The following is a 22,095-nucleotide window of genomic DNA, read 5'->3' on the forward strand; positions in this document are numbered from 1 at the left end:
CACGGTCTTAGGACCGGTTTGACCTGCCATACGTAGGCTTTCCTCCGTTCTTTTTGTGTTACCCAAGGGTTTGTCTGGTACGAAAAAACATGGGGGAGTGGAAGAGATGAAGAAAAAGATGAATAAAGGGCTTCTTGTAGGGTTTAGCTTGTTGCTGACGGCAGGGCTTACTGCTGCTTGCGGCAGCAATAACAATAACGGCAATAGTGCTAGTCCGGCAACAGACGCACCAGCAACAACCCATTCAGCGGAGGCCACAAATGCGGCTGAAGCAACAAAAACTCCATCTAAAGATCCAGTAGAACTACTGAACGTCTCATATGACCCTACTCGCGAATTGTACGAGAATTATAATAAAGCTTTTGCTGCCTATTGGGAGAAAGAAACAGGACAGAAGGTCACCATTAAACAATCCCACGGTGGATCAGGGAAACAAAGCCGTGCTGTGCTTGATGGTCTGGAAGCGGATGTTGTGACATTAGCACTTGGTTATGATATTGATGCCTTGCAGGAAAAGGGACTGATCAATGAGGGCTGGCAAAGTAAATTCGATCATAATAGCTCGCCTTACACCTCGACTATCGTGTTCCTTGTACGCAAAGGGAATCCGAAAGGAATCAAGGATTGGCCAGATCTGCTCAAAGAGGGCGTAGAGGTTATTACACCAAACCCGAAAACATCAGGTGGAGCACGCTGGAACTACTTGGCAGCTTGGGGCTACGCACTAGACCAGAACAATAATGATGAGGCTAAGGCTGAGGAATTTGTAAAAGAACTGTTCAAGCATGTGCCAGTGCTGGATACCGGCGCGCGTGGATCTACGACAACGTTTGTGGAGCGTGGAATTGGTGATGTGCTGATCGCATGGGAGAATGAAGCCTATTTATCTGTGGAAGAGCTGGGACCGGACAAATTTGATATCGTGAATCCTTCGGAGAGTATTTTGGCTGAACCGCCAGTAGCTATAGTAGATAAGGTTGTGGATAAAAGAGACACGCGTGAGGTATCCGAGGCGTACTTGAAGTACCTCTATAGTGAAGATGGACAAAAAATCGCGGCTGAAAACTACTACCGTCCTACATTAGATAGCGTGAAAGAAGAATACAAAGATAAGTTCCCGGAAATCAAGCTGTTCACATTGGCTGACAAATTCGGAACCTGGAAAGAAACGCAAGAGAAGCATTTTAATGATGGCGGGATCTTTGACAAGATTTATGTGCCAGGTGCCAAATAACAGATGAATGAAACGCAGGATGTAATCATTGAGATTTGTCCCGGTAGGGGCTGATCGGCTAAAAGGCCGAAGGCGAGAAAGGATGAATAGGGGATGAATGTCACCACTACGGCTGCACCAGCAGCAACACGGCGCAAAATACTGCCCGGCTTCGGGCTGACGATGGGCTACAGTGTACTATACCTGAGTCTAGTGGTTCTACTGCCACTTTCGGCGCTGCTGTTCAATTCTACAGGTCTGAGCTGGGCGAAATTCTGGGATGTAGCTACGGACCCGCGGGTATTAGCCTCGTATCGTGTGAGCCTGTCGACAGCTGCTGCGGCCGCTTTTGTAGATGCAATTCTAGGACTTTTGCTGGCGTGGGTACTGGTACGTTATGAATTTCCGGGCAAAAGAATATTTGATGCGCTGATCGATCTCCCGTTTGCCTTGCCGACAGCTGTAGCCGGTGTCTCTTTGACGGCGCTCTATGCAGGCAATGGCTGGATTGGGTCTTGGCTTGAGCCGCTGGGATTAAAGGTGGCATTCACTCCGCTCGGGATTACCTTGGCTTTGATGTTCATCGGCATACCGTTCGTTGTCCGGACGGTGCAGCCGGTGCTGGAGGATTTGGACAGAGATATGGAGGAAGCTTCGGCAACCCTTGGCGCAGGCCGCTGGAGAACCTTTCGCTCAGTAGTACTGCCTGAGCTGTTCCCGCCACTGCTAACAGGTTTTGCTCTAGCTTTTGCCCGGGGCATCGGTGAATTCGGCTCCGTCGTATTCATCTCCGGTAACATGCCGATGAGGACGGAGATTGCTCCGCTGCTTATCATGTCTAAACTGGAGCAATATGATTATGCCGGAGCTACCGCCGTAGCCCTGCTATTGCTCTTCATTTCCTTCCTTATGCTGCTTGTTATTAACACACTTCAGCGCTGGGTTCGTAAGACTTCTCGTTGAGGGTAATCTCCGTGACAGCTGACATCCGATCATGTTCAAACTTACTCGGAGACAATTCGTATCTGTTGTCGATACTGCATACTCGAAGTATCTTGTCTTCGTAAAACCCTTAAAGGAGGAATAATTTTGGCCGGTACCGTCCCCTTCTACACCCCCCGGCTACAAAAGAATGCGTCCTCGTCCGCGACAACAGAAACCCCAATTGTAAAATGGGTGTTGATCGGAGCGGCTGGGCTAGTCCTTTTTTGGCTGATTGCTCTGCCATTAGTTGTTGTGTTAACCGAGGCGCTGAAGAAGGGCTGGGATGTATATATAGCTGCCCTGACTGATCCGGATGCCCGCTCAGCGCTGCGATTGACGCTGCTTGTTGCAGCGGTAACGGTGCCTCTGAATACCTTTTTTGGTGTAACAGCGGCGTGGGCTGTAACCAAGTTTCGTTTCCGCGGCAAAGGGTTTCTAATTACCTTGATTGATCTCCCTTTTGCAGTTTCGCCTGTCATCGGCGGTCTAATCTTTGTGCTCGTCTTCGGTGCTAACGGATGGTTTGGTCCTTGGCTAAGCGCACATGATATCAAGATTGTATTTGCGCTTCCGGGTATCGTGCTAGCCACGTTGTTTGTGACGTTTCCTTTTGTAGCGCGTGAGTTAATCCCGCTGATGGAGGATCAGGGTACACAGGAGGAAGAAGCCGCAATTACACTCGGAGCACATGGGTGGCAAATCTTTTTCAGAGTCACACTGCCTAATATTAAATGGGGATTACTATACGGCATTATTTTGTGTAATGCGCGGGCCATGGGTGAGTTTGGTGCGGTTTCTGTGGTGTCCGGGCACATACGTGGGGAGACGAATACGCTGCCGCTGCATGTTGAGATTTTGTATAACGAATATCAATTTTCAGCATCTTTTGCAGTAGCTTCTTTGCTCCTGTTATTGGCTTTGGTAACGATGATTATTAAAAGCTGGTTGTCGCGAAAAAATGCCCATTGACATGACTTTTAGTTCCATGCTAAGTTAATTCATAGTATACTGATTGGTAATAACGGAATTGAGGAAAAAAGGAATTTAGGCGGATATAATCCTTTGGTGAGAAAGGGAGGCTAGAGAATGGCTAAACCGCTGAAAGTGGACGATTTATGGCTTACGCGGATTGCAGGACTTCTGGATGATATGGAATTTGGCTCATTGCATATTGTGGTGCATGAAGGTCAGATTGTTCAGATGGAGCGTACGGAACGCAAACGGTTTGAGAATAGCAGTGGCAACGCAAATGGACGTTATATTGGTGAAAACGGCGGCCGGCGGGCCGATTCTCAATCCGCGGGACGTTGATTCAATCTCTGGGCAATCATAAAGATATATCTCATCTTTTTGGATAAAAGATTATGGAGTTGTCACATAAGCCACGTAATGGCTGCTGGGGCAACTCCTTTTCTTTGTATGCTTGGATATTCTGGCACGTATGACGCATCCCATCGGACTCAGTTGACGCTAAACGCAGTATTATGCCACATTTGCCACGCTAACGGACCGCATAGCTGCTATTGGCATAAAAAACACCACATATGGACCTGATTCTAAGCAATAACGTCCCTGGAGTCCGAAACCACGCTCCAAAAGCTGAAAAGGCGCAAATAACGTCATCTGGGTCCGCAGGTCTCAGGGAATGATGAGTGTTGAAGCAGACCGCTCATGAGTAAGAACACAGCAATACGTCATACGGGTTCGCAAGTCGCCGGGGATGATGAGTGTTGAAGCAGACCGCCCACCAGTAACAGCAATACGTCATCCGGGTCCATAGGTCGCAGAGGATGATCTGTCTTTTACGACTTTTACAAATGATTCGGCCCGTGGGACAGTTACATATTTTGATGTTGCAGGTACGTTTGTTAATAACGAGGGGCTTGGCGTGAGGCGGATACGCCCTCCATTAACAGGATGAACGCAGTGATGGCATGCATAATCCAACCAACGATCGGAATAAAAGCTAAAATCGAGGTGATAATGCCCAGAACGTTACCCATGAATGGTTTATGCTCTCTCTGCAGCACAACAATGGCTACAGCGTGGAGCAAAAAGGCAATGGCCAAAGGGACCCAACCATTTGCAATGATAAAGAGTCCGCCGATCAACGGCAGAGCCAGAAAAGCTTCATAAAGGCATGTTCCCCATTTGAACAGCTTGGCTACAGGAGACATAATGCTTCACCCACCCTTTTATAAATATTGTTACAGATACTATTCCACACAGTCAGTAAAGGAATTCAAGAATATAAAACTTATCCCTCAGTTTCAAAAACATCCCTAGCAGTGAGCCTTGCCTGTGAACCATGCAGTCGTATATAGTGGGAACAGCAATGCTGAACGGAGGAGTGCGGGTGGAAACAACAAGTAAGCTTGATATACGCCATGAACAGCCTTCAGTGGAACAGTATTTGGCGCTGAGAAAAGAAGCTGGGCTGAGTGAAATGAGTGTGGAAGGTGCAGCGATCGGTTTGCCTCGTTCTATTTTTGCGGTAACTTTGTATGAGGAGAATAACCTAATCGGGATGGGGCGGGTGATTGGCGATGGGGGATGCTTTTTTCAGGTCACGGATATCGCGGTCAAGCCTTCACATCAAGGACAAGGTTTGGGAAAGCTGATCATACGGGAAATTAGAGAGTTCCTTAATACTGTACCGGACAAGGCTTATGTAAGTCTGATTGCAGATGGAGAAGCCTCGAAGCTCTACGCACAATATGGTTTTGAATCGGTTATGCCACGTTCTCAGGGAATGTTTTTGCGTCGCTAAGCTAAGGCGAATACATGCTGCTTTTTTTAGTAGAGAGTGCCCCTTGTATTGGTTAAGGGGTTTTTGGTCTGAAAGCGGGTTAGTAGGTGCGATCTGGTTTCGATTGGATCTCAGGGGATAAATAATGTTTAAAGGCTGTAAGGGAAAAGCTATTCAGATGAGCATCAAAAAAATAATTGAGCAGAAGGCTGCACGATAATGGCTTTGCTCGTAGAATGTGAGGAACAACAAGATGGATGTTGTAATATTGGGCGCTTCAGGAACGATTGGAAAGGCAATTGTACAGGAGGCATTAAAAAGAAAACACGAAGTAACAGCTGCGGTACGCAATCCAGAGTCAATAACTCTCGAACACGAGCGTTTACATGTAACAACGGTGGATATTCTTGATCCGGCTTCAGTAGCAGCTGCAGTCCGTGGCCATGAAGAGGTAATCAGTGCTTATGGACCAGGAGCGGGGCAAGAGCAGGATCTGATTACGGCGGCAAAAGCGTTGGTGGAGGGTATGCAGACGGCAGGGTTAAATCGGCTGTTGGTTGTTGGAGGTGCAGGTAGCTTAAAGACTGAAACTGGAGAGCTGCTGATGAATACACCGGATTTTCCGGAAGAGTTTAAACCAGTTGCAGAGGCGCATGCGCAGGCTTATGAGATTTACAAAAATACAGAATTGGATTATACGTATCTCAGTCCTGCTGCGGTAGTTCATCCAGGTCGTCGTACAGGTCATTTCCGCATCGGATTGGACCGTCTTATTCTAGATGAGAATGGTGAAAGCAAGATTAGTGTGGAGGATTTCGCTGTAGCTATGGTGGACGAGCTGGAGGAAGGGAATTTTAGTCGGGCCAGATTTACTGTCGCTTACTGATATCAGACTTGCGCCGGACTTGCGCTCGGACTTGTACTTGGAATTGCGTGTGAAGCTTTGGAACGGTAGATAGCGGAAAGGGGCTAAATCATGTATCTGGTAACTGCTGAGCAAATGAGGCAGCTGGACAGCGAAACGATCCAGCAGCTGGGGATTCCAGCGATTGCGCTGATGGAGAATGCGGGAAGAGTTATCGCAGAGGAGATCATCGCGCTTTGCCGGGAGAGAGGCGGGGCAGGCTGCAGTAATGCAGCAGAAGGGAACGATGCCGGGCTAAAGGAGGCCGCGCTGGATGACCCAGGCAAGGCATTTAAGGTCAGCGCAGATCATGCGCTGACGCTTGCCTCTGCCGCAGCCGAGCGATGGTTCATCCTCGTCGGCAAAGGCAACAACGGCGGCGATGGCCTCGCCGCCGCACGGTACCTTCGCGAGACCGGCATCGCCGTCACGCTCGTCTATGCGGTGCCGCCGGAGTCGCTCTCCGGCGAGGCCGCCCTGCAGCGCGATGCGGCTGCAGCCATGGGCCTCCCTGCCGTAGTATACGGCAGGGATCGGCTGGACCTTGCCGAGTGCAGCGGCATCTTGGATGCGCTGCTCGGCACCGGCGGCGCGGGAGCCCCGCGCGGCGCCTATGCGGAGCTGATTGCCGCAGCGAACAGCAGCGGCAAGGTCATTGTGTCCGCGGACATCCCCAGTGGTCTGAACGCGGACACAGGAGAGACGCATGAGCCTTGCATTCATGCATCTGTGACGGTATGCCTCGCCTTTCTCAAGCGAGGCCTCCTGCAATACCCCGGTGCAGGCGCAGCGGGGCATGTCAAGGTACGGGCTATCGGCATTCCGACTGCTCTGGCTCTTAACAGCGGTGTGCAGGCACACCTGCTGACACCGGAAGTGCTGCATGCCCATCTGGGTGTCGATCTGGCCCGGCGGCGGTCGCCTGAAGGCCATAAGGGTACTTATGGGCATGTACTCCTTGCCGCCGGCACCCTACGGATGAGCGGTGCTGGACTACTCGCAGCCCGTGCTGCGCTACGCACGGGCTGCGGACTGGTGACGTGGGCGCTTCCTAAGAAGCTGTTACCTTCCGTCATCGGTGTTGTTCCTGAATTGATGCTGGCTGATGTAGGTGGCAGTGAAGAGGGAAACTGGGTGGCTGAGACCGTGTCAGAGCTACTGAAGTTAAGCGAAGAGCGAGATGTAATAGCTGTGGGTCCTGGTCTTGGACGGTTCCCGGGAGATACAGATTGGCTTCGCAGTCTTTGGGAAGGCAGTGATTGCCCGCTGGTTATCGATGCGGATGCCTTAAATATTCTGGCTGACTCCGATTATAAGAGTTGGGTGCGGCGTCATTCTGTAATTCTGACCCCTCACCCAGGTGAGATGGCTCGTCTAGCCAACCTAACTACGGCTGAGGTCCAGCGTGACCGGATCGGTCTGGCTATGGACTATGCCAAGGAGCATGGGGTTACACTTGTGTTAAAAGGAGCGCATACCGTGATAGCAACTCCTGAAGGGCAAGCTTATGTAAATACCACAGGCCATCCCGGCATGGGCACTGGTGGAGCCGGTGATGTGCTAACGGGCATGATTTCCAGCCTGCTGGCTCAGGGACTTCATGCTACGCAGGCAGCAGCTTTTGGGGTATACCTGCACGGATTAGCAGGAGAGAGAGCAGCCCGTCAGCGGAATAATCCGGCGGCTATCATTGCCGGAGATATCATTGAAGCGCTTTGAATACACCTAATAAGGCTTATGACAGCAGTAAACAGAGCAGTGGCAGAAACAGGGCGAATACTGGCAGCAACAGAGGGAATCTTTCCACACCAAGCTGGGTCACTCGAAGAATGAGCAGTCCCAGAATTCCACCCAGACCCCATAGCAGATACTCTGCACCTTGTTCCGCTGCCAGCCATAAACCTGCGCCGAAACCCGTGACGACGTATACAGCCAGAGGCAGGATTTGCGATTTCGAACGCAGAATATGCAGCAGTATATCCGCTACTAACGCCGCAGGCAATCCATAAGCATAAATGGCATAAGGAATCGATAGTGGCCAGCCTTCAGGGATTCCGTCGGATTGTGGAAATCCAAGCATAAGTAAGGTAACAAGGACGTAGGTTAACCCTGCGCAGGCTAATTTGGTTAATGCGTACATGCCACTGCTCAGGCGGACAGAAGAGATATCATAATCGTTTATCTTATTCATTTGATATACATTCCTCTCGTGGTGTAATGCATCAGCTGGTGACCATGTCTCCACCATTGACATGAATACATGTCCCGGTAACATACGAAGAATCCGGTCCCGCTAAATAAAGATAGGCTCCTGCTAACTCATATGGCTGTGCGGCACGTTTAAAGGGTGTATCCGTCCCAAATACACTAACCTCATCTGCGGAGTAGCTGGAGGGAATTAGTGGTGTCCATACGGGTCCGGGAGCTACACTATTGACACGAATGCCAGAGTCTACGAGTGATAAGGCTAAAGAGCGGGTAAAGGATACGATCGCACCTTTAGTTGAGGAATAATCTATAAGCTCTTTATTTCCTTGATAGGCAGTAATGGACGCAGTATTGATGATGGCTGCGCCTTTTTTTAGATGTGGAAGTGCGGCTTGCGTCAGGTAAAAGAATGGAAATATATTCGTCTGAAACGTTTGGTAGAGCTGTGCTTCCGTGATATCCAAAATACTTTTTTGTGGATACTGGACGCCATGATTGTTGACGAGGATGTCCAGCTTGCCAAAAGTGCGAAGGGTATGCTCCACAGCCTTGAAGCAGTTTTCCTTATGGCGTAAATCAACTTCGATCCGCAAACAACGTTGCCCTAATTCTTCAATTCGCCGCTGAGTGACCTCTGCATCTGAAGCTTCGTATAAATAAGCTATAGCGACATCTGCGCCTTCCTTTGCAAAAGCAATGGCCGCCGCTTTACCAATCCCGCTGTCGCCTCCGGTGATGAGTGCAATTTTTCCTTTCAGCTTTCCACTGCCGGCAATCTCCGGATCTTCACTGATGGGGCGAGGATTCATTAGACTCTCTAGACCTGGCTGACGGTCTTGGTGCTGCGGGGGAAAAGCAATAGGCTGTTCCTTACATATCGTTTGTTCCCCATAGTAGGGGTAGGTGGGATTCATTTTTACATACACTCCTCCTTGCCTTCTATCTTCCGTATATTTCTATGCATGCGCCTAGAAAAGCGTGCGCTGTTATCCAGTTATACCTGTGTTTATATCCTAGTCGGAGGGGCGTTTGTCCGAGATGAATGATTGGCGAAATATAGATTATTTGAATCACGGAACTCCAGTGCAAAAAGAGGTCTATGCCCTGTTAAGAAAATTAAATATTATGAGTTTGCTGGCCGACTATAACCCGGTGCTGGTTGGCACAGTGCCGCTTGGAATTCAGGTGAAGGGCAGCGACCTGGATATTATTTGTGAGGTTCATGATTCCGTAATGTTTACGGACATTGTTAGTCGATATTTCGGAACCATGGATGATTTTACTAGTGTATCGCGTGTGGTTGATGGGGTCCCTCGAACGAAAATTAACTTTATGGCCGGGGGCTGGCCTATAGAACTGTTTGGGCAGCCGCGGCCCACAGCTCTGCAGAATGGTTACTTACATATGATCATTGAAGCGGAAATTCTAGCTCAGCTGGATAATGATTTTCGCCAGCAGATCATTACAATGAAAACAAACGGGTGGAAGACCGAACCTGCCTTCGCGCAAGTGCTGGGTTTGGAAGGTGACCCTTATGAAGCGCTGCTGATGCTGGAAAAGCTTCCGCGGAGTGCTCTTTATGCTTTTTGTCATTCTATACAAGCGAGGGGATAGACATGAATTATCGAGAGATGATTGCGGATGATTATGAAGCTGCCTACCAGCTATGGGAAAATACAGAGGGAATGGGACTCAGCGAAGCAGATTCGAGGCTGGAGGTTGCGCGTTATCTGGAGCGTAATGCTGGCTTCAGCCAGATCTGCGAGAATGAAGACGGCCGGATTGTAGGAACTGCATTGTGTGGACATGATGGGCGAAGAGGTTATATGTATCATGTGGCGGTTAGTAATGACTGCCGAGGCATGGGCATCGGGCGTGAGCTTGTAAAGCGTTGTCTCGGTAATTTACATGCAGCTGGTATTGCAAAATGCCATCTGATGGTTATAGGAACCAATGAACAAGGAAGAGGATTCTGGGAAGGGATAGGCTGGCAGTATAGAGGTGGAATTATGTTATACTCCCAGGATATCTTGTGATACATAAGATGCGAAATGAAGATACTATCTAAGTAAAATATCATTAGATTAGAAGTGGATATATCACAGCAAATGTAACGGTGAACTCCGACTGCCAGTGCAGTATACTATATATGAGTTTGATAATTGCCTATTTGCAGGCAGGAGGTCTTTTATGCGTTTTAAAGATGTGTTTTCAATTATTGGTCCGGCCATGGTCGGGCCTTCAAGCTCGCATACAGCCGGTGCAGCACGGATCGGAAGGGCTGCAAGGCAGGTGCTGGGTGAAGTGCCGCGTGTGGCAGAAGTGACGTTTTTTGGTTCTTTTGCAGCTACTTATCAGGGACATGGTACAGACCGGGCTATTGTCGGAGGACTTATGGATTACGCTACCGATGATCATCGGTTACCCGACTCTCTGGAGTTGGCGGTTGAAGCTGGGATGGAAGTATCTTTTGAGCAAGGAACGGGATTGTTTCCTCATCCTAACACGGTTAAACTGCATCTTATCGGACAAGAGACAGGAAGTGAGCTGACTTTAACGGGGACATCCATCGGTGGTGGAAACATTGAGATCGTCGATGTGGATGGTTTTGGAGTAAAGCTTACGGGAATGTATCCGACGGTATTGATTCATCATATGGATTATTTAGGTGTTCTGGCGAGTGTTACAGAAGTGATGCGTAACGGACAATTTAATATAGGGCATATGTCTCTGGATCGGAAGAATCGCAGCGGTGCAGCCTTAACGGTACTGGAGCTGGATGAAGCTGCTACTCCTGAGCTTATTGAAGCGCTTAAAGCGCTCACTGCGGTGAAATCGGTGAAATTGGTTAATTTAAACGAAGGTAAGCAAGATGAGAAGGGGAAGGAAAGCTTAACATGAATTTTCAAACACTTAGCCAACTGGCTGTATTATGTGAGGAACGTGGCCTCACCATTGGAGCTCTTATGCTCGAAGAGCAAAGCGCGGAATCTGGACGTTCCAGTGAACAGGAATTTGCTACTATGCGTGAGTATTATGGGGTCATGAAAGAGGCTGTTCATCGTGGGATGCATGAAGATACCACTTCGCGCAGCGGCCTTACGGGAATGGATGCCCAGCGTGTAGGAGCCTATAACGCAGCAGATGAACCATGCCTAGGTGGACCCGCTGGTCAAGCAATGGCCTATGCTTTGGCTGTATCCGAGGTTAATGCCTCAATGGGCCGAATAATTGCTACACCTACCGCAGGTTCATGCGGAATTATTCCGGGTGTATTTCTCAGCTGCCAGGAACGGTTTGGCTGGGATGATGATTATATGGTTTCCGGTTTGTTCGCTGCGGGAGCAATTGGTTATGTCATTGCCAACAATTCGTTTGTATCTGGCGCAGAGGGTGGCTGTCAGGCCGAGGTCGGATCGGCCATCGGGATGGCGGCAGGAGCTTTAACCGAACTGCGTGGAGGGACGCCTGCACAAGCAGTGCATGCTGTTGGACTGGCGCTTAAGAACACATTAGGACTGATTTGCGATCCGGTGGGAGGACTTGTAGAGATTCCTTGTATCGTTAGAAACGGATTCGGTGCAGTGACCGCGCTCGCCGCCGCCGATATGGCACTGGCTGGTGTACGTAGCGTGATCCCTTCAGATGAAGTAATCAAGGTCATGCTTGAGGTAGGCTCAGCTATGCCAGAAAAACACCGCGAGACCGCAGGTGGCGGATTAGCACAGACACCTACCGGCCGCAAGATCATGCAGGATTTACGTAAAAAGAAATAATTTTAGAGCATTTTGAAACGTTCCAACTGTTCCCATAGGCCTTCCTTCCGAAGGATTTCTGCTTGTTTGGGTCCCATAAGGTCAAAGTGGGGGAATGGGGAACGATTATGAATATATTTAGCCGGCAGTCCATTTTCCTCACACCAATAGGTTAATCTGGTTAGGTCACTACAGCCTACCTTGGTGACAGTAGTCATGCCGGGAAAACGCGGGTCTAGCCAGTAATGGGTTAAGAAGGCGATTTCTCCTGCGGAGACTGCTTTTTTCCAGCGGGTTAATTCTTCTCTGTTGATGCCGAAGGCCATTACGTCTCCTCCTTATCTAGTATAGTTGACAACATTATAACCCATTGAAAGGGGATTACATCATGAACGGACAGGTAAGAGCCGATATTCGTCCTGGGCTTGAAGTGGATATTGTGCTTAAGCAGGATCAGCCGACGGGTAAGCTAACACATGGAACGGTGAAGGATATTCTCACCAACTCACCTCGACATCCGCATGGCATCAAGGTGCGTTTAACCAGTGGACAGGTAGGACGAGTTAAAAATATTGTTGCTAACTAATAATAAAATTCACCTTTAATTTAAAAAGCGCCCCTAATCAACTGAGATTGGGGCGTTTTTCTATTTTATCTGCTCATAAAATCCTCAACGGACTGATCGGCCTTGGTCTGATTACATAACGTACAAGCGCAAACGCAATTATCCGGAGTAGTATGGCCACCTTTAGCACGGGGCAGCAGATGATCTATAGTGTCTCCATAGGAGCCACAGAAGTAGCAGGTATAGTTGTCTCTGGTCAATATATAAGCACGGAAATCCTTATTGCTGTATATCCTGCGGATGGTTCGGCGATTCACTACGATAGCGGCATGTTCTCTGACTAGAGTAACCGCAAGCTCGTAGTCAATTTCCTGATGCCAGCGCCGTCCTTTATCACTGTGGCCACGCATTAGAATTTTCCCTTTGGCAGAGGGAATCAATTGCGTTGGATCTTCGGGACTCAGTTTCGCGCCTTGAGAATGAGAATGTTTCCTTCGTTGTTCCAAGCCCCGTATGCGCTGATTTGGGTTGGATTGCGGTGAAGAAGCAACCGTGGAAGAAGGCTTTCCTTGTTTGGAGCGTTCCTTGACAGCTGAAGAAGGGGGTTGAATGGTATCAGGTTGTACTGGAATGGGACCTGCTGCAAGAGTGAGATCTATGTTTTGTCGTTGTTTGCGGCACTCCCGACAAGCACCACGGCGAGACTGGCCTTTGGAACGTTTGCCGGTACGTTTACGAAATTCAGAGAGCGGCTTCTGTTGCTGGCAATAGGTGCATTGTTTGGTGGATAAAAGATGGGTATCGTTCATAGATATGTTAGGTTCAGCGCGTCTTTGCGCCCGTCCTGTCTCCTTGTTTTTTAGGATCCAATGTATTTTATTTATTAGATTCAGTCGGCAGGGTTAACATTTCGTTCTAATCTTAGTATAGCGTAAAATACAATCGTTCACATCGCACTCAAAAAAAGCTTAAATACGGCTTTTTGTGTGATATCTATCTTGGTGACGTTCAGGAAAAACATGTAAAATTGAAAAGAGCAGTAGGGAATGCTCTACTTTTTTAACATGGGAAGGGGTATTGAAATGGAACCAACCAAAAGAAGGCCGTTTACGGTAACATTGCTTTATATTCTTCATATATTTTTGGGGGTTGGAGCGTTAGCAGGAGGCGGGTCAATGGTCATAGATCCTAGTGGTGATCTGATACACATGCCCACATCTATGCTGGAAAGATCGCCATTTTCAGATTTTTTAATTCCGGGTATTTTGCTATTCATCGTATTTGGTATCCTGCCCTTGTTTGTGTTTTATGGGTTGATCAAGAGACCAGAATTGCGCTGGGTGAATACTTTGAATCCCTTTAAGAAATTATATAGCTTCTGGGCATTGTCCCTATATATCGGATTTGGGTTAATTATTTGGATTATGGTGCAGACGTATATGTTGAACAGTGTGGCAATCATACATCTGATCTATATGAGTCTAGGGCTTTTGATCCAAGTCTTTACGCTGCTTCCTTCCGTACAAAGTTACTTTTTGCTGGACGGCGGTATCGAAAGACGTTAAAATTGCAGTGAACAGAAGGTATCAGAAGGTATTTCATTAGTCTGGGCAAGGAGTGAACCGGATTGACAACTATATATGATATTGCCAAAAGAACCGGTTACTCTCCTACAACGGTATCCAAGGCGTTTAATAATTATTCCGATGTACGGGAGAAGACTCGCCAGGAAATTTTCCGGGTTGCCCAAGAAATGGGATATTTGCCGAATTCCCATGCCCGTACACTGACTACTAAGAAATCATGGACCATCGGTGTATTGTTTGTAGAGAATACGGGATTTGGTATTCGCCATCCCTTTTTTAGCGCTGTGATTGAGAGCTTTAAGAAGGTTGCTGTGGATAAGGGGTATGCCCTCATGTTTATTTCCAAGGATGTTGGAGGTAAACAAAGTGGTTATTTGGAGAATTGCCGAATTCGTGGTGTAGATGGTGTTGTCGTATTCTTGTCTGATTACGAGGACCCTTATTTCCGTGAGCTGCTAGAGAGTGATATTCCTACTGTGATTCTGGATTTTGAGACTACGCAGTCGCATACGGTATGTTCGGATAATACGGCTGGAGCTCAGCTTGCGATAGAGTATTTAGTTTCTTTGGGTCATCGCAAGATTGCTCATATTTCCGGAGGTATGAACACTTTCCCTGGTAAAACCCGGGAGTTAGGATATAAGAACGCTATGAAGCAGCAGGGGCTTGAAGTGCCGGAGTCCTATGTTGTGAATGGAGCTTTTTATTCTCGTGAAAGTGGTTATCAAGCGATGCTGGAGCTTCTTAAGCTGCCTGATCGGCCAACCGCTGTTTTTGCTTCGGGTGACATGTTAGCTTTAGGGGCTATTATGGCGGTAAAAGATAGTGGACTTTCCGTACCGCTGGACATTTCAGTTGTGGGGTACGATGATATTGATCTAGCTGAGTATGTTACACCTGCATTGACAACCATTCGTCAGGATACGGAACTTTTAGGAAGCCGAGCAGCGGACATTCTTTTAGCATCGATTGAAGGGAAACAGTTGGATAAGGAAGCGGTTCTAGTTCCAGTAGAAGTGATCGAACGGGAATCCTGTGCGCCTCCGAGTGGAAATTAGGGCTGTATCAAATTCCATAAGTACAGAGAGCAGGCTGCTGCCCACAGGATAAATCTTGACGAAAAGAAAAGAGTCCTGATAAAGTAGAGGACATCATAGCTCGAATTCTTCCTATGTGGTATTTGCTACAGCTTATTCAGAGGAATGGGGCTATAATGGGTATATTGTTATGCCGCTTTTTTTCCTGCTCTTCGTTAGATCATTTTTTTTCGCAACAATCGAAACCGGTTTCGATTTTAGGTTTCGAATGAGCTGAAATCAAAGTTTACCGAAGGCTTCCTTGAATTTTCTCAAACGTTTCAGTGGCCCATCGCTCCGAACCCTAACATCGGATGGTGATCCAGTAAAGACAGTGCTTGTTGTTAGTAACAAAACAATTAGAGGAGATGGATGAAATGGCAAAAGTTCAAACTGTAGTAACTGCAAAAGATACAGGGGAACGCTTAACTCCGAAAGAGGCAATTGTTTTTAGCACAAGAGTTGATTCTGGATCTGCCGATGTAGAGCTTAAGCCAGAGCAGGAGTTCCAAAAGATGATAGGATTTGGCGGCGCTTTCACAGAAGCTGCGGCATATACGTTGTCACGGCTCAGTCCTGAGAAACGGGCAGAGGTTATTCATCGCTACTTTCATCCGGTAGAGGGATTAGGCTATAACATGGGTCGTGTTCATATTCATAGCTGTGATTTTGCGCTTGGAAATTATACTTATGTCGCTGATCATGATACGGAGCTGGCTACCTTTGATATCTCCCATGATCATAAGTGGGTGATTCCGCTGATTAAGGATGCAATGCAGGTAAAAGGTGGACCGTTCACGATGTTGGCCTCTCCTTGGAGCCCTCCGGCATGGATGAAAACAAATGGTGAAATGAATAATGGAGGATCGCTCAAGCCAGAATACGCTGAAGTTTGGGCACGCTATTATACCAAATTTATTGAAGCTTATGGGAAGGAAGGCGTACCTATTTGGGCGGTTTCCGTGCAGAATGAGCCGGCTGCTGTTCAAGTCTGGGATTCTTGCATTTATAGTGCGGAAGAGGAACGCGATTTTGTTAAAAATCATCTCGGTCCAGTGATGCAGCAGGCAGGCCATTCCGATGTGAACATTGTTATCTGGGATCATAACCGCGATATTATGGTCGAACGTGCTTCAGTCGTGTTGTCTGATCCTGAAGCTGCACAATATGTGTGGGGTACAGGCATCCACTGGTATGGTGGTGAGGAGTTCGACAAGGTAGAGAAGGTACATGATCTATTTCCTGACAAACATCTATTGTTCACTGAGGGCTGTCAAGAGGGCGGCGTCAAGCTTGGCGAATGGTTTACAGGTGAACGTTACGGCAGAAATATGATTGGGGATCTCAATGCATGGACAGAAGGGTATTTGGACTGGAACCTGGTACTGGATGAGACCGGCGGGCCCAATCATGTAGGGAATCTCTGTGATGCTCCAATTATTGCAGATACAACAACAGACGAATTGCACTATAACAGCTCTTATTATTATATCGGGCATTTCAGTAAATTTATCGCGCCAGGTGCGGTACGGATTGGCTTTACTTCTGAAGCGGAAGGAATCCTATCCACAGCATTCCGTAATCCGGACGGCAGCCTTGCTGTCATATTGATGAATGAGAGCGAAGAAGCTCGCACGGTAACCTTGGGGCTTGGCGAAGAGATTGCCAACTGCGAGCTATCCCCTCATTCTATCGTAACGCATCTGATTTCATAAATAAGTAACAGTTTAGGAGGACATTAACGTGAGTAATTATTATTTCGAATCAGGTAATTTTGTAATGGAGCAGTTTGATACAGGAAAGCCTTTCTCTAGTTTCCTGCCAGGTCTTGCAGGTCTTAAGGGAATTCCAATGTGGACTTTTTATGTGAACCGGGGGCAAGCGATTTGCAGCTTTGGGGTACGCGACAAGAACTCGCCAATCATGGAATTTTCTCCAGCAAATATCTCTTATAAAGACGTAGGAACCACCGGCTTCCGAACCTTTATTAAAATAAAAGGCGAGCAAGAGATTTATGAGCCATTTCAATCGGCACGTCCAGATCCTGCCGCCAAGCGGATCATGACCATTTTGCCTAACGGACTGACCCTTGAAGAAAGCCATGCCGGGCATGGGCTGAAGACGACCGTACACTATTTCAATCTGCCTAATGACGATTATGCCGCGTTGGTACGTCGGGTGGAGATTGAGAATATCGGGGGCAAAGAGATTGAGCTGGAGCTGATGGATGGTCTGCCTGAGATCTTGCCTTACGGAGTAGAAAACAGCGGCTACAAGGAGATTGGTAACCTGCTGCGCAGCTGGATGGACGTATACAATCTGGAGAACGGTATTCCGTTCTATAAGCTGCGTTCCAGCACCAACGATAGCGCGCAGGTTAGCGAAATCACAAATGGGCATTTCTATCTGTCGTTTACTGGAGAAGGAGAAAAAGTCGCGCCAATCGTTGATTTCGAGCTTATTTTCGGCGGCAATACCTCTCTTACTTACCCAGACCGCTTTGCGGGATTAACGCTTTCGGAGCTGAGTGAGCTTCCACAATATCCAGTCAATAAGGTTCCTTGCGGCTTCAGTGGTGTGGCTAGACGTTTGGCACCCGGCAGCAGCTTGACCCTGAATACTTTGGTTGGGCATGTAAATGACATCGATAAAATCAATAAAAAGGCAGAGCAGTTATGCCGAGATGAATATATTCTGTCCAAATCCCAAGAAGCCGCAGGTCTGACAGAGGAATTAACAGAAGACATTGCCACGCACACTTCATCGGCTGTGTTCGATGCTTATTGCCGTCAGTCCTATCTCGATAACTTCCTGCGTGGAGGCTATCCTTTTATTTTTGACAATGGCGGAGATGGCTTTGTGGTTCATTTATATTCCCGTAAACATGGCGATTTGGAGCGCGACTATAACTTCTTCTCGCTTGCCCCAGAATACTATTCACAGGGGAACGGAAACTTCCGCGATATGAATCAGAACCGCCGGAATGATGTGTTTTTTAATCCGAAGGTGGGCAGCTTCAACATCAAAATGTTCTATAGCTTAATTCAAGCAGATGGCTACAACCCACTTAGTGTTCAAGGAACAACCTTTGAAGTGAAGTCAGACAGCAGAGCGAAGGCTGCGGAATGGATCGGAGAAGCGGCTGCGGATCATCAAGCTGAGCTTGTTAAGCTATGCAACAGTCGGTTCACCCCAGGCAGCCTGATCAATTACATTGCGGATCATAACGTTACGTTGAAGGTTAGTGAGCAGGAGTTTCTGTCGGGTCTGCTAGCCCTGTCACAGCAAAACATTGAGGCTGCTTTTGGCGAAGGCTTCTGGTCTGATCACTGGACATATAATTTGGATCTCGTAGTAGGTTATTTGGACATCTTCCCTGACAAGAAGCAGGAGCTTTTATTTGGGGATAACACTTATGCGTTCTATGACAGCCCAGCATATGTGCTGCCACGTAGTGAGAAGTATGTAATTAGTGACGGAAAAGCCCGGCAATATGGCGCCCTCCTGGAGGATGAGGAGAAGCTGCATAAGCTGAAATGGAAAGCAGGAGATACCCATTGGCTGCGTGCCGAAGGTGGGCAAGGTGCTATTTACCACACCAATCTGTTCGTGAAGATGTTGTCTCTTGCTTTGAATAAATTTGCTACGCTTGACCCTTACGGCATGGGTGTGGAGATGGAAGGCAACAAGCCGGGCTGGAACGATGCCATGAACGGTCTGCCAGGATTGTTTGGCTCCGGAATGAGTGAGACTTTTGAGCTGAAGCGTACTGTAGTCTTTTTGCTGGATGTGCTGAACGGTGCTGAGAATGTACAGGGAGCTGTAAAGCTGCCAGAAGAAATCGCGGAGCTGCTTGAAGCGGTATATCACGCGGTAACTGCTGTCCTAGCAGGAGAAGTGGAACAATTCAACTATTGGGATACAGTAGCTTCAGCCCGTGAAGCTTATAGAGCAAGTATCCGGTTTGGCATTACTGGTGTTGAGTCCGCAGTAACGCTGGAGCACATCCGCGAAGCCCTTTCCAAGTTCCTAGTTAAAATTGATGAGGGGATCAACAAGGCGGTAGAAATGGGCAATGGACTTACCCCCACCTATTTCCGTTTTGAAGCGGAGAAATTCCATCAGGTAACAGATGCTGAGGGTCAGCCAGTAATTAGCGGATACGGACTGCCAAAAGCTGTGGTTGAGGAGTTTAAGGCTTATGCCTTGCCTTATTTCCTGGAAGGACCTACCCGCTGGTTGAAGACGATGAAGAACCCGGTGCAGGCAAAAGAAATCTATAATCTGATTAAGCAAACAGAGCTGTATGATCGGGCAACATCTATGTATCAGACCTCTGTTAGTCTAGAAGGTGAATCGCATGAAATCGGACGAATGAGAGCCTTTACACCAGGCTGGCTAGAACGGGAGTCTAACTTCCTGCACATGTCCTATAAGTATCTGCTTGAGCTGCTGAAGGGCGGGCTGTACGAGGAATTCTACGGTGAGCTGAAGACGTCGCTGGTGCCATTCCTTGATCCTGCTGTTTATGGACGCAGTACACTGGAGAATTCATCATTTATCGCAACTGGAGGCAATCCTGATCCAAATAACCATGGTAGAGGGTTCGTAGCGAGACTTAGTGGATCGACCGCGGAATTCTTAAGCATGTGGAGAACAATGATGGCTGGAAGCCATGTTTTCAGAATGGAGGATGGAGCGCTTACGCTGTCTCTCGATCCGGTATTGCCAGGATGGCTGTTTGATGAAGAGGGCAAACTGTCTTTCACTTTCCTAGGGAATACGGAGGTAATCTATTCTAACCCAAAACGTGAAAATACCTTTGGCGAGAAGAAGGTCAGCATTCAATCTTTGATGCTTGTATACCGTAATGGAACTATGACTAAAATATCTGGAGCGTTCGTGCGCGGTGAAGAGGCAGAGGCTCTGCGGCGTGGAGAAATTGCACAAATTCAAGCAGTATTAGCATAAAAATAGAGGGGCGAGCTGCGGCTCGCCCTTAAATTTTCACTCAATCCGAAAAATGGTACCTATAATCCGAAATTCAAAGCCTTACGGAGACAGGCAAAAGCAAATACAATGGATACATAACCATTGTAAGCGCTTTAGATTAAATACAGATATAGAGCCTGGAGGTCCAAAGGATGGAGAACAAAAAAAGCATGGAAGTAAGCTCAGCGATGAAGCCGTTAATTCCTGGCAATTTCGAAACCGGTAAAGTGAATCGGAGCCCGCTTTGGAAGAGGTTCATTGCCCAGCGTCATTTGCAGACAATGGCTCTACTCGGCATTGCGTGGATGATAATCTTTAACTACATTCCCATGTATGGAATTATCATTGCTTTTAAAGATTACAACATCGTTAAAACGATTGCAGAAGCCCCATGGGTGGGACTTACACATTTCAAAGAGTTCATGGATGATGACAATCTCTCGAATGTAATTAAAAATACGCTCGGCATCAGCTTGTTTAAGCTAATTATCGGATTTCCATTGCCAATAATATTTGCTCTATTTCTGAATGAAGTTCGTTCAATGAAATTCAAGAAGACCATACAGACGATTTCGTATTTGCCCCACTTTCTCTCATGGGTGGTACTCGGAGGGATTTTGGCTACATGGCTTGCTGATGTAGGAATTATCAATAACATTTTGCTAGCGCTTCATCTGATTGATCAGCCAATTACATACTTGGCTGAGCCTGGTTACTTCTGGACAATTATTATCTCCTCTGATATCTGGAAAGAACTTGGATGGTCAGCGATTATCTATTTAGCAGCAATTTCCGGTGTATCTCCTGAAATGTACGAGGCGGCGACAATCGACGGCGCGGGCAGATTTCAGAAGATGTGGTATGTTACCTTGCCGGCGATTAAATCGACAATCAGCATTCTCTTCATTCTCGCGGTCAGCGGAGTGCTGAACTCCAACTTTGATCAGATTCTGGTCCTGCGCAACTCACTGAATGATAGTGCAAGTAATGTAATTGATTACTATGTGTACTATACAGGGATTCTCTCAGGCCGCTTCTCTTACTCAACTGCAGTTGGATTGTTAAAATCGGTTATCGCTCTAATATTGCTGCTGATTGCCAACCAAGTATCTAAAAAAATCAACGATACATCGTTGTTCTAGGATAAGGAGGACCATATATGTTTGCACTTAAGCGTAAGACGAAGGGCGAGGCCCTGTTCGATATCATCAATAACCTTATCATGTTATGTATCTGCTTCATAACGCTTTACCCGATCTGGTACGTATTGGTTAACGCCTTCAATAACGGTAATGACGCCATGCGGGGAGGGATCTACTGGTGGCCGCGGATGTTCAGCTTTGAGAATTTCGAGGCCGTGTTTGCCAGCCCCGGCATCATGCAGGCGATGTGGGTTACTGTCGCCAAAACACTTTTGGGTACTGTACTGCATGTATTTTTCACAGCGATGGTAGCTTATGCATTCTCCAGAAAAAACCTCATTGGCGGTAAGTTCTACATGCTGATGGGTACAGTGACTCTCTTTTTTGGCGGGGGACTCATTCCTACCTTCCTGCTGATGAAGGACCTTCACCTATTAGAGAATTTCCTAGTCTATATTATTCCTGTTATGTTTAGCTTCTTTGATCTTATTATCTTCATGACCTTCTTCCGGGAGATTCCCGATGGGCTGGAAGAAGCAGCACGGATTGACGGTGCTAATGATTGGTCCATCTTTCTAAGAATCGTACTTCCAGTATCCATGCCTGTAATTGCTACCATTGCGCTGTTCCATGGCGTGTATCAGTGGAATGATTACTTCACGGGCATGATCTATATCAATAATACTGATCTGCAGCCGATTCAGACGTATTTGTTCCGGGTCGTCGCACAATCGAGCTCTAGTCAAATGATGGTCGCTGTACAAGGCAGCAGCGTTACGAGAAGCGTAACGTCACAGTCCATTAAGCTGGCGACGATGGTAGTGACCACATTGCCGATAGTATTCGTGTATCCGTTCCTGCAGCGTTATTTCGTTAAAGGGATGATGATCGGCTCCATTAAGGGCTGATGTCTAGCAGTGA

Annotated in this window: 23 protein-coding genes; 18 read left to right on the forward strand and 5 right to left on the reverse strand. The window is 47.5% G+C overall.

Annotated features, from left to right (window positions below; translation table 11 throughout):
- The first annotated feature begins 106 nt into the window (after positions 1–106).
- The 4 genes from NSQ50_RS02200 to NSQ50_RS02215 all read left to right on the forward strand — a co-directional run bounded on the left by NSQ50_RS02200 (position 107) and on the right by NSQ50_RS02215 (position 3,508).
- Positions 107–1,234: a sulfate ABC transporter substrate-binding protein gene (locus NSQ50_RS02200; RefSeq protein WP_076215059.1), complete on the forward strand. Its 1,128-nt coding sequence runs from the start codon at positions 107–109 to the stop codon at positions 1,232–1,234.
- 93 nt (positions 1,235–1,327) lie between these two features.
- Positions 1,328–2,176, forward strand: coding sequence for a sulfate ABC transporter permease subunit CysT (gene cysT, locus NSQ50_RS02205; RefSeq protein ID WP_038568467.1), 849 nt, complete (start codon positions 1,328–1,330; stop codon positions 2,174–2,176).
- Positions 2,177–2,302: 126 nt separating this feature from the next.
- Complete coding sequence (gene cysW / locus NSQ50_RS02210) at positions 2,303–3,166, forward strand: sulfate ABC transporter permease subunit CysW (RefSeq protein ID WP_076179471.1); 864 nt, start codon at positions 2,303–2,305, stop codon at positions 3,164–3,166.
- 117 nt (positions 3,167–3,283) lie between these two features.
- Positions 3,284–3,508 (forward strand): YezD family protein, encoded by a 225-nt coding sequence (locus tag NSQ50_RS02215; RefSeq protein WP_036682638.1) that lies wholly within the window; start codon positions 3,284–3,286, stop codon positions 3,506–3,508.
- A 557-nt stretch (positions 3,509–4,065) separates the two neighbouring features.
- Here NSQ50_RS02215 and NSQ50_RS02220 read toward each other — a convergent pair.
- Positions 4,066–4,374: a hypothetical protein gene (locus NSQ50_RS02220; protein ID WP_038568468.1), complete on the reverse strand. Its 309-nt coding sequence runs from the start codon at positions 4,372–4,374 to the stop codon at positions 4,066–4,068.
- Positions 4,375–4,553: 179 nt separating this feature from the next.
- On the opposite strand from NSQ50_RS02220, the gene NSQ50_RS02225 reads away from it, so the two are divergent.
- From NSQ50_RS02225 to NSQ50_RS02235, 3 genes are all read left to right on the forward strand, one after another.
- A complete protein-coding gene (locus NSQ50_RS02225) occupies positions 4,554–4,967 on the forward strand; it encodes a GNAT family N-acetyltransferase (protein WP_254924569.1) in 414 nt (137 codons plus the stop codon).
- 232 nt (positions 4,968–5,199) lie between these two features.
- Positions 5,200–5,832: an NAD(P)-dependent oxidoreductase gene (locus tag NSQ50_RS02230; protein WP_076101322.1), complete on the forward strand. Its 633-nt coding sequence runs from the start codon at positions 5,200–5,202 to the stop codon at positions 5,830–5,832.
- 90 nt (positions 5,833–5,922) lie between these two features.
- On the forward strand, positions 5,923–7,569 hold the full coding sequence (locus NSQ50_RS02235; RefSeq protein WP_076223431.1) for an NAD(P)H-hydrate dehydratase: 1,647 nt from the start codon (positions 5,923–5,925) through the stop codon (positions 7,567–7,569).
- Positions 7,570–7,585: 16 nt separating this feature from the next.
- Here the strand turns inward: NSQ50_RS02235 and NSQ50_RS02240 are convergent, their stop codons facing one another.
- Positions 7,586–8,041, reverse strand: coding sequence for a hypothetical protein (locus tag NSQ50_RS02240; protein WP_051491252.1), 456 nt, complete (start codon positions 8,039–8,041; stop codon positions 7,586–7,588).
- A 31-nt stretch (positions 8,042–8,072) separates the two neighbouring features.
- Positions 8,073–8,972: an SDR family oxidoreductase gene (locus NSQ50_RS02245; RefSeq protein WP_038568476.1), complete on the reverse strand. Its 900-nt coding sequence runs from the start codon at positions 8,970–8,972 to the stop codon at positions 8,073–8,075.
- A gap of 124 nt (positions 8,973–9,096) precedes the next feature.
- Between NSQ50_RS02245 and NSQ50_RS02250 the strand changes: the two genes are divergently transcribed.
- The 4 genes from NSQ50_RS02250 to sdaAA all read left to right on the forward strand — a co-directional run bounded on the left by NSQ50_RS02250 (position 9,097) and on the right by sdaAA (position 11,834).
- Positions 9,097–9,672 (forward strand): DUF4269 domain-containing protein, encoded by a 576-nt coding sequence (locus tag NSQ50_RS02250; RefSeq protein WP_038574055.1) that lies wholly within the window; start codon positions 9,097–9,099, stop codon positions 9,670–9,672.
- Between the two features lie 2 nt (positions 9,673–9,674).
- Positions 9,675–10,094 carry a GNAT family N-acetyltransferase gene (locus NSQ50_RS02255; RefSeq protein ID WP_076103846.1) on the forward strand — a complete coding sequence of 140 codons (420 nt, stop codon included), beginning with the start codon at positions 9,675–9,677 and terminating at the stop codon, positions 10,092–10,094.
- A 154-nt stretch (positions 10,095–10,248) separates the two neighbouring features.
- The gene (gene sdaAB / locus NSQ50_RS02260; RefSeq protein ID WP_076147382.1) at positions 10,249–10,959 is read left to right on the forward strand and encodes an L-serine ammonia-lyase, iron-sulfur-dependent subunit beta; all 711 of its coding nucleotides are present in this window, start codon (positions 10,249–10,251) and stop codon (positions 10,957–10,959) included.
- Positions 10,956–11,834 (forward strand): L-serine ammonia-lyase, iron-sulfur-dependent, subunit alpha, encoded by an 879-nt coding sequence (gene sdaAA / locus NSQ50_RS02265; protein ID WP_036682621.1) that lies wholly within the window; start codon positions 10,956–10,958, stop codon positions 11,832–11,834. The genes sdaAB and sdaAA overlap by 4 nt, the downstream gene beginning before the upstream one ends.
- A gap of 2 nt (positions 11,835–11,836) precedes the next feature.
- Here sdaAA and NSQ50_RS02270 read toward each other — a convergent pair whose 3' ends face one another.
- A complete protein-coding gene (locus NSQ50_RS02270; RefSeq protein ID WP_036682619.1) occupies positions 11,837–12,139 on the reverse strand; it encodes a hypothetical protein in 303 nt (100 codons plus the stop codon).
- A gap of 62 nt (positions 12,140–12,201) precedes the next feature.
- Between NSQ50_RS02270 and NSQ50_RS02275 the strand changes: the two genes are divergently transcribed.
- Positions 12,202–12,399, forward strand: coding sequence for a YwbE family protein (locus NSQ50_RS02275; RefSeq protein WP_036682616.1), 198 nt, complete (start codon positions 12,202–12,204; stop codon positions 12,397–12,399).
- 65 nt (positions 12,400–12,464) lie between these two features.
- On the opposite strand, the gene NSQ50_RS02280 is transcribed toward NSQ50_RS02275, so the two are convergent.
- Complete coding sequence (locus NSQ50_RS02280; RefSeq protein WP_076103848.1) at positions 12,465–13,187, reverse strand: HNH endonuclease; 723 nt, start codon at positions 13,185–13,187, stop codon at positions 12,465–12,467.
- 366 nt (positions 13,188–13,553) lie between these two features.
- Between NSQ50_RS02280 and NSQ50_RS02285 the strand changes: the two genes are divergently transcribed.
- The 6 genes from NSQ50_RS02285 (at position 13,554) to NSQ50_RS02310 (ending at position 22,082) form a co-directional block, all read left to right on the forward strand.
- The gene (locus NSQ50_RS02285) at positions 13,554–13,943 is read left to right on the forward strand and encodes a hypothetical protein (protein WP_256715949.1); all 390 of its coding nucleotides are present in this window, start codon (positions 13,554–13,556) and stop codon (positions 13,941–13,943) included.
- Between the two features lie 62 nt (positions 13,944–14,005).
- Complete coding sequence (locus NSQ50_RS02290) at positions 14,006–15,022, forward strand: LacI family DNA-binding transcriptional regulator (protein WP_036682614.1); 1,017 nt, start codon at positions 14,006–14,008, stop codon at positions 15,020–15,022.
- Between the two features lie 395 nt (positions 15,023–15,417).
- Positions 15,418–16,755 carry a glycoside hydrolase family 30 protein gene (locus NSQ50_RS02295; RefSeq protein WP_036682611.1) on the forward strand — a complete coding sequence of 446 codons (1,338 nt, stop codon included), beginning with the start codon at positions 15,418–15,420 and terminating at the stop codon, positions 16,753–16,755.
- Between the two features lie 28 nt (positions 16,756–16,783).
- Positions 16,784–20,011, forward strand: coding sequence for a cellobiose phosphorylase (locus NSQ50_RS02300; protein WP_076223429.1), 3,228 nt, complete (start codon positions 16,784–16,786; stop codon positions 20,009–20,011).
- A 173-nt stretch (positions 20,012–20,184) separates the two neighbouring features.
- The gene (locus NSQ50_RS02305) at positions 20,185–21,174 is read left to right on the forward strand and encodes an ABC transporter permease (RefSeq protein ID WP_036682605.1); all 990 of its coding nucleotides are present in this window, start codon (positions 20,185–20,187) and stop codon (positions 21,172–21,174) included.
- Positions 21,175–21,191: 17 nt separating this feature from the next.
- Positions 21,192–22,082 carry a carbohydrate ABC transporter permease gene (locus NSQ50_RS02310; protein WP_036682603.1) on the forward strand — a complete coding sequence of 297 codons (891 nt, stop codon included), beginning with the start codon at positions 21,192–21,194 and terminating at the stop codon, positions 22,080–22,082.
- Positions 22,083–22,095: the final 13 nt, after the last annotated feature.

The organism is Paenibacillus sp. FSL R10-2788 (assembly GCF_038003885.1).
In the GTDB taxonomy this organism is placed as follows: Bacteria; Bacillota; Bacilli; order Paenibacillales; family Paenibacillaceae; genus Paenibacillus_AQ; species Paenibacillus_AQ odorifer.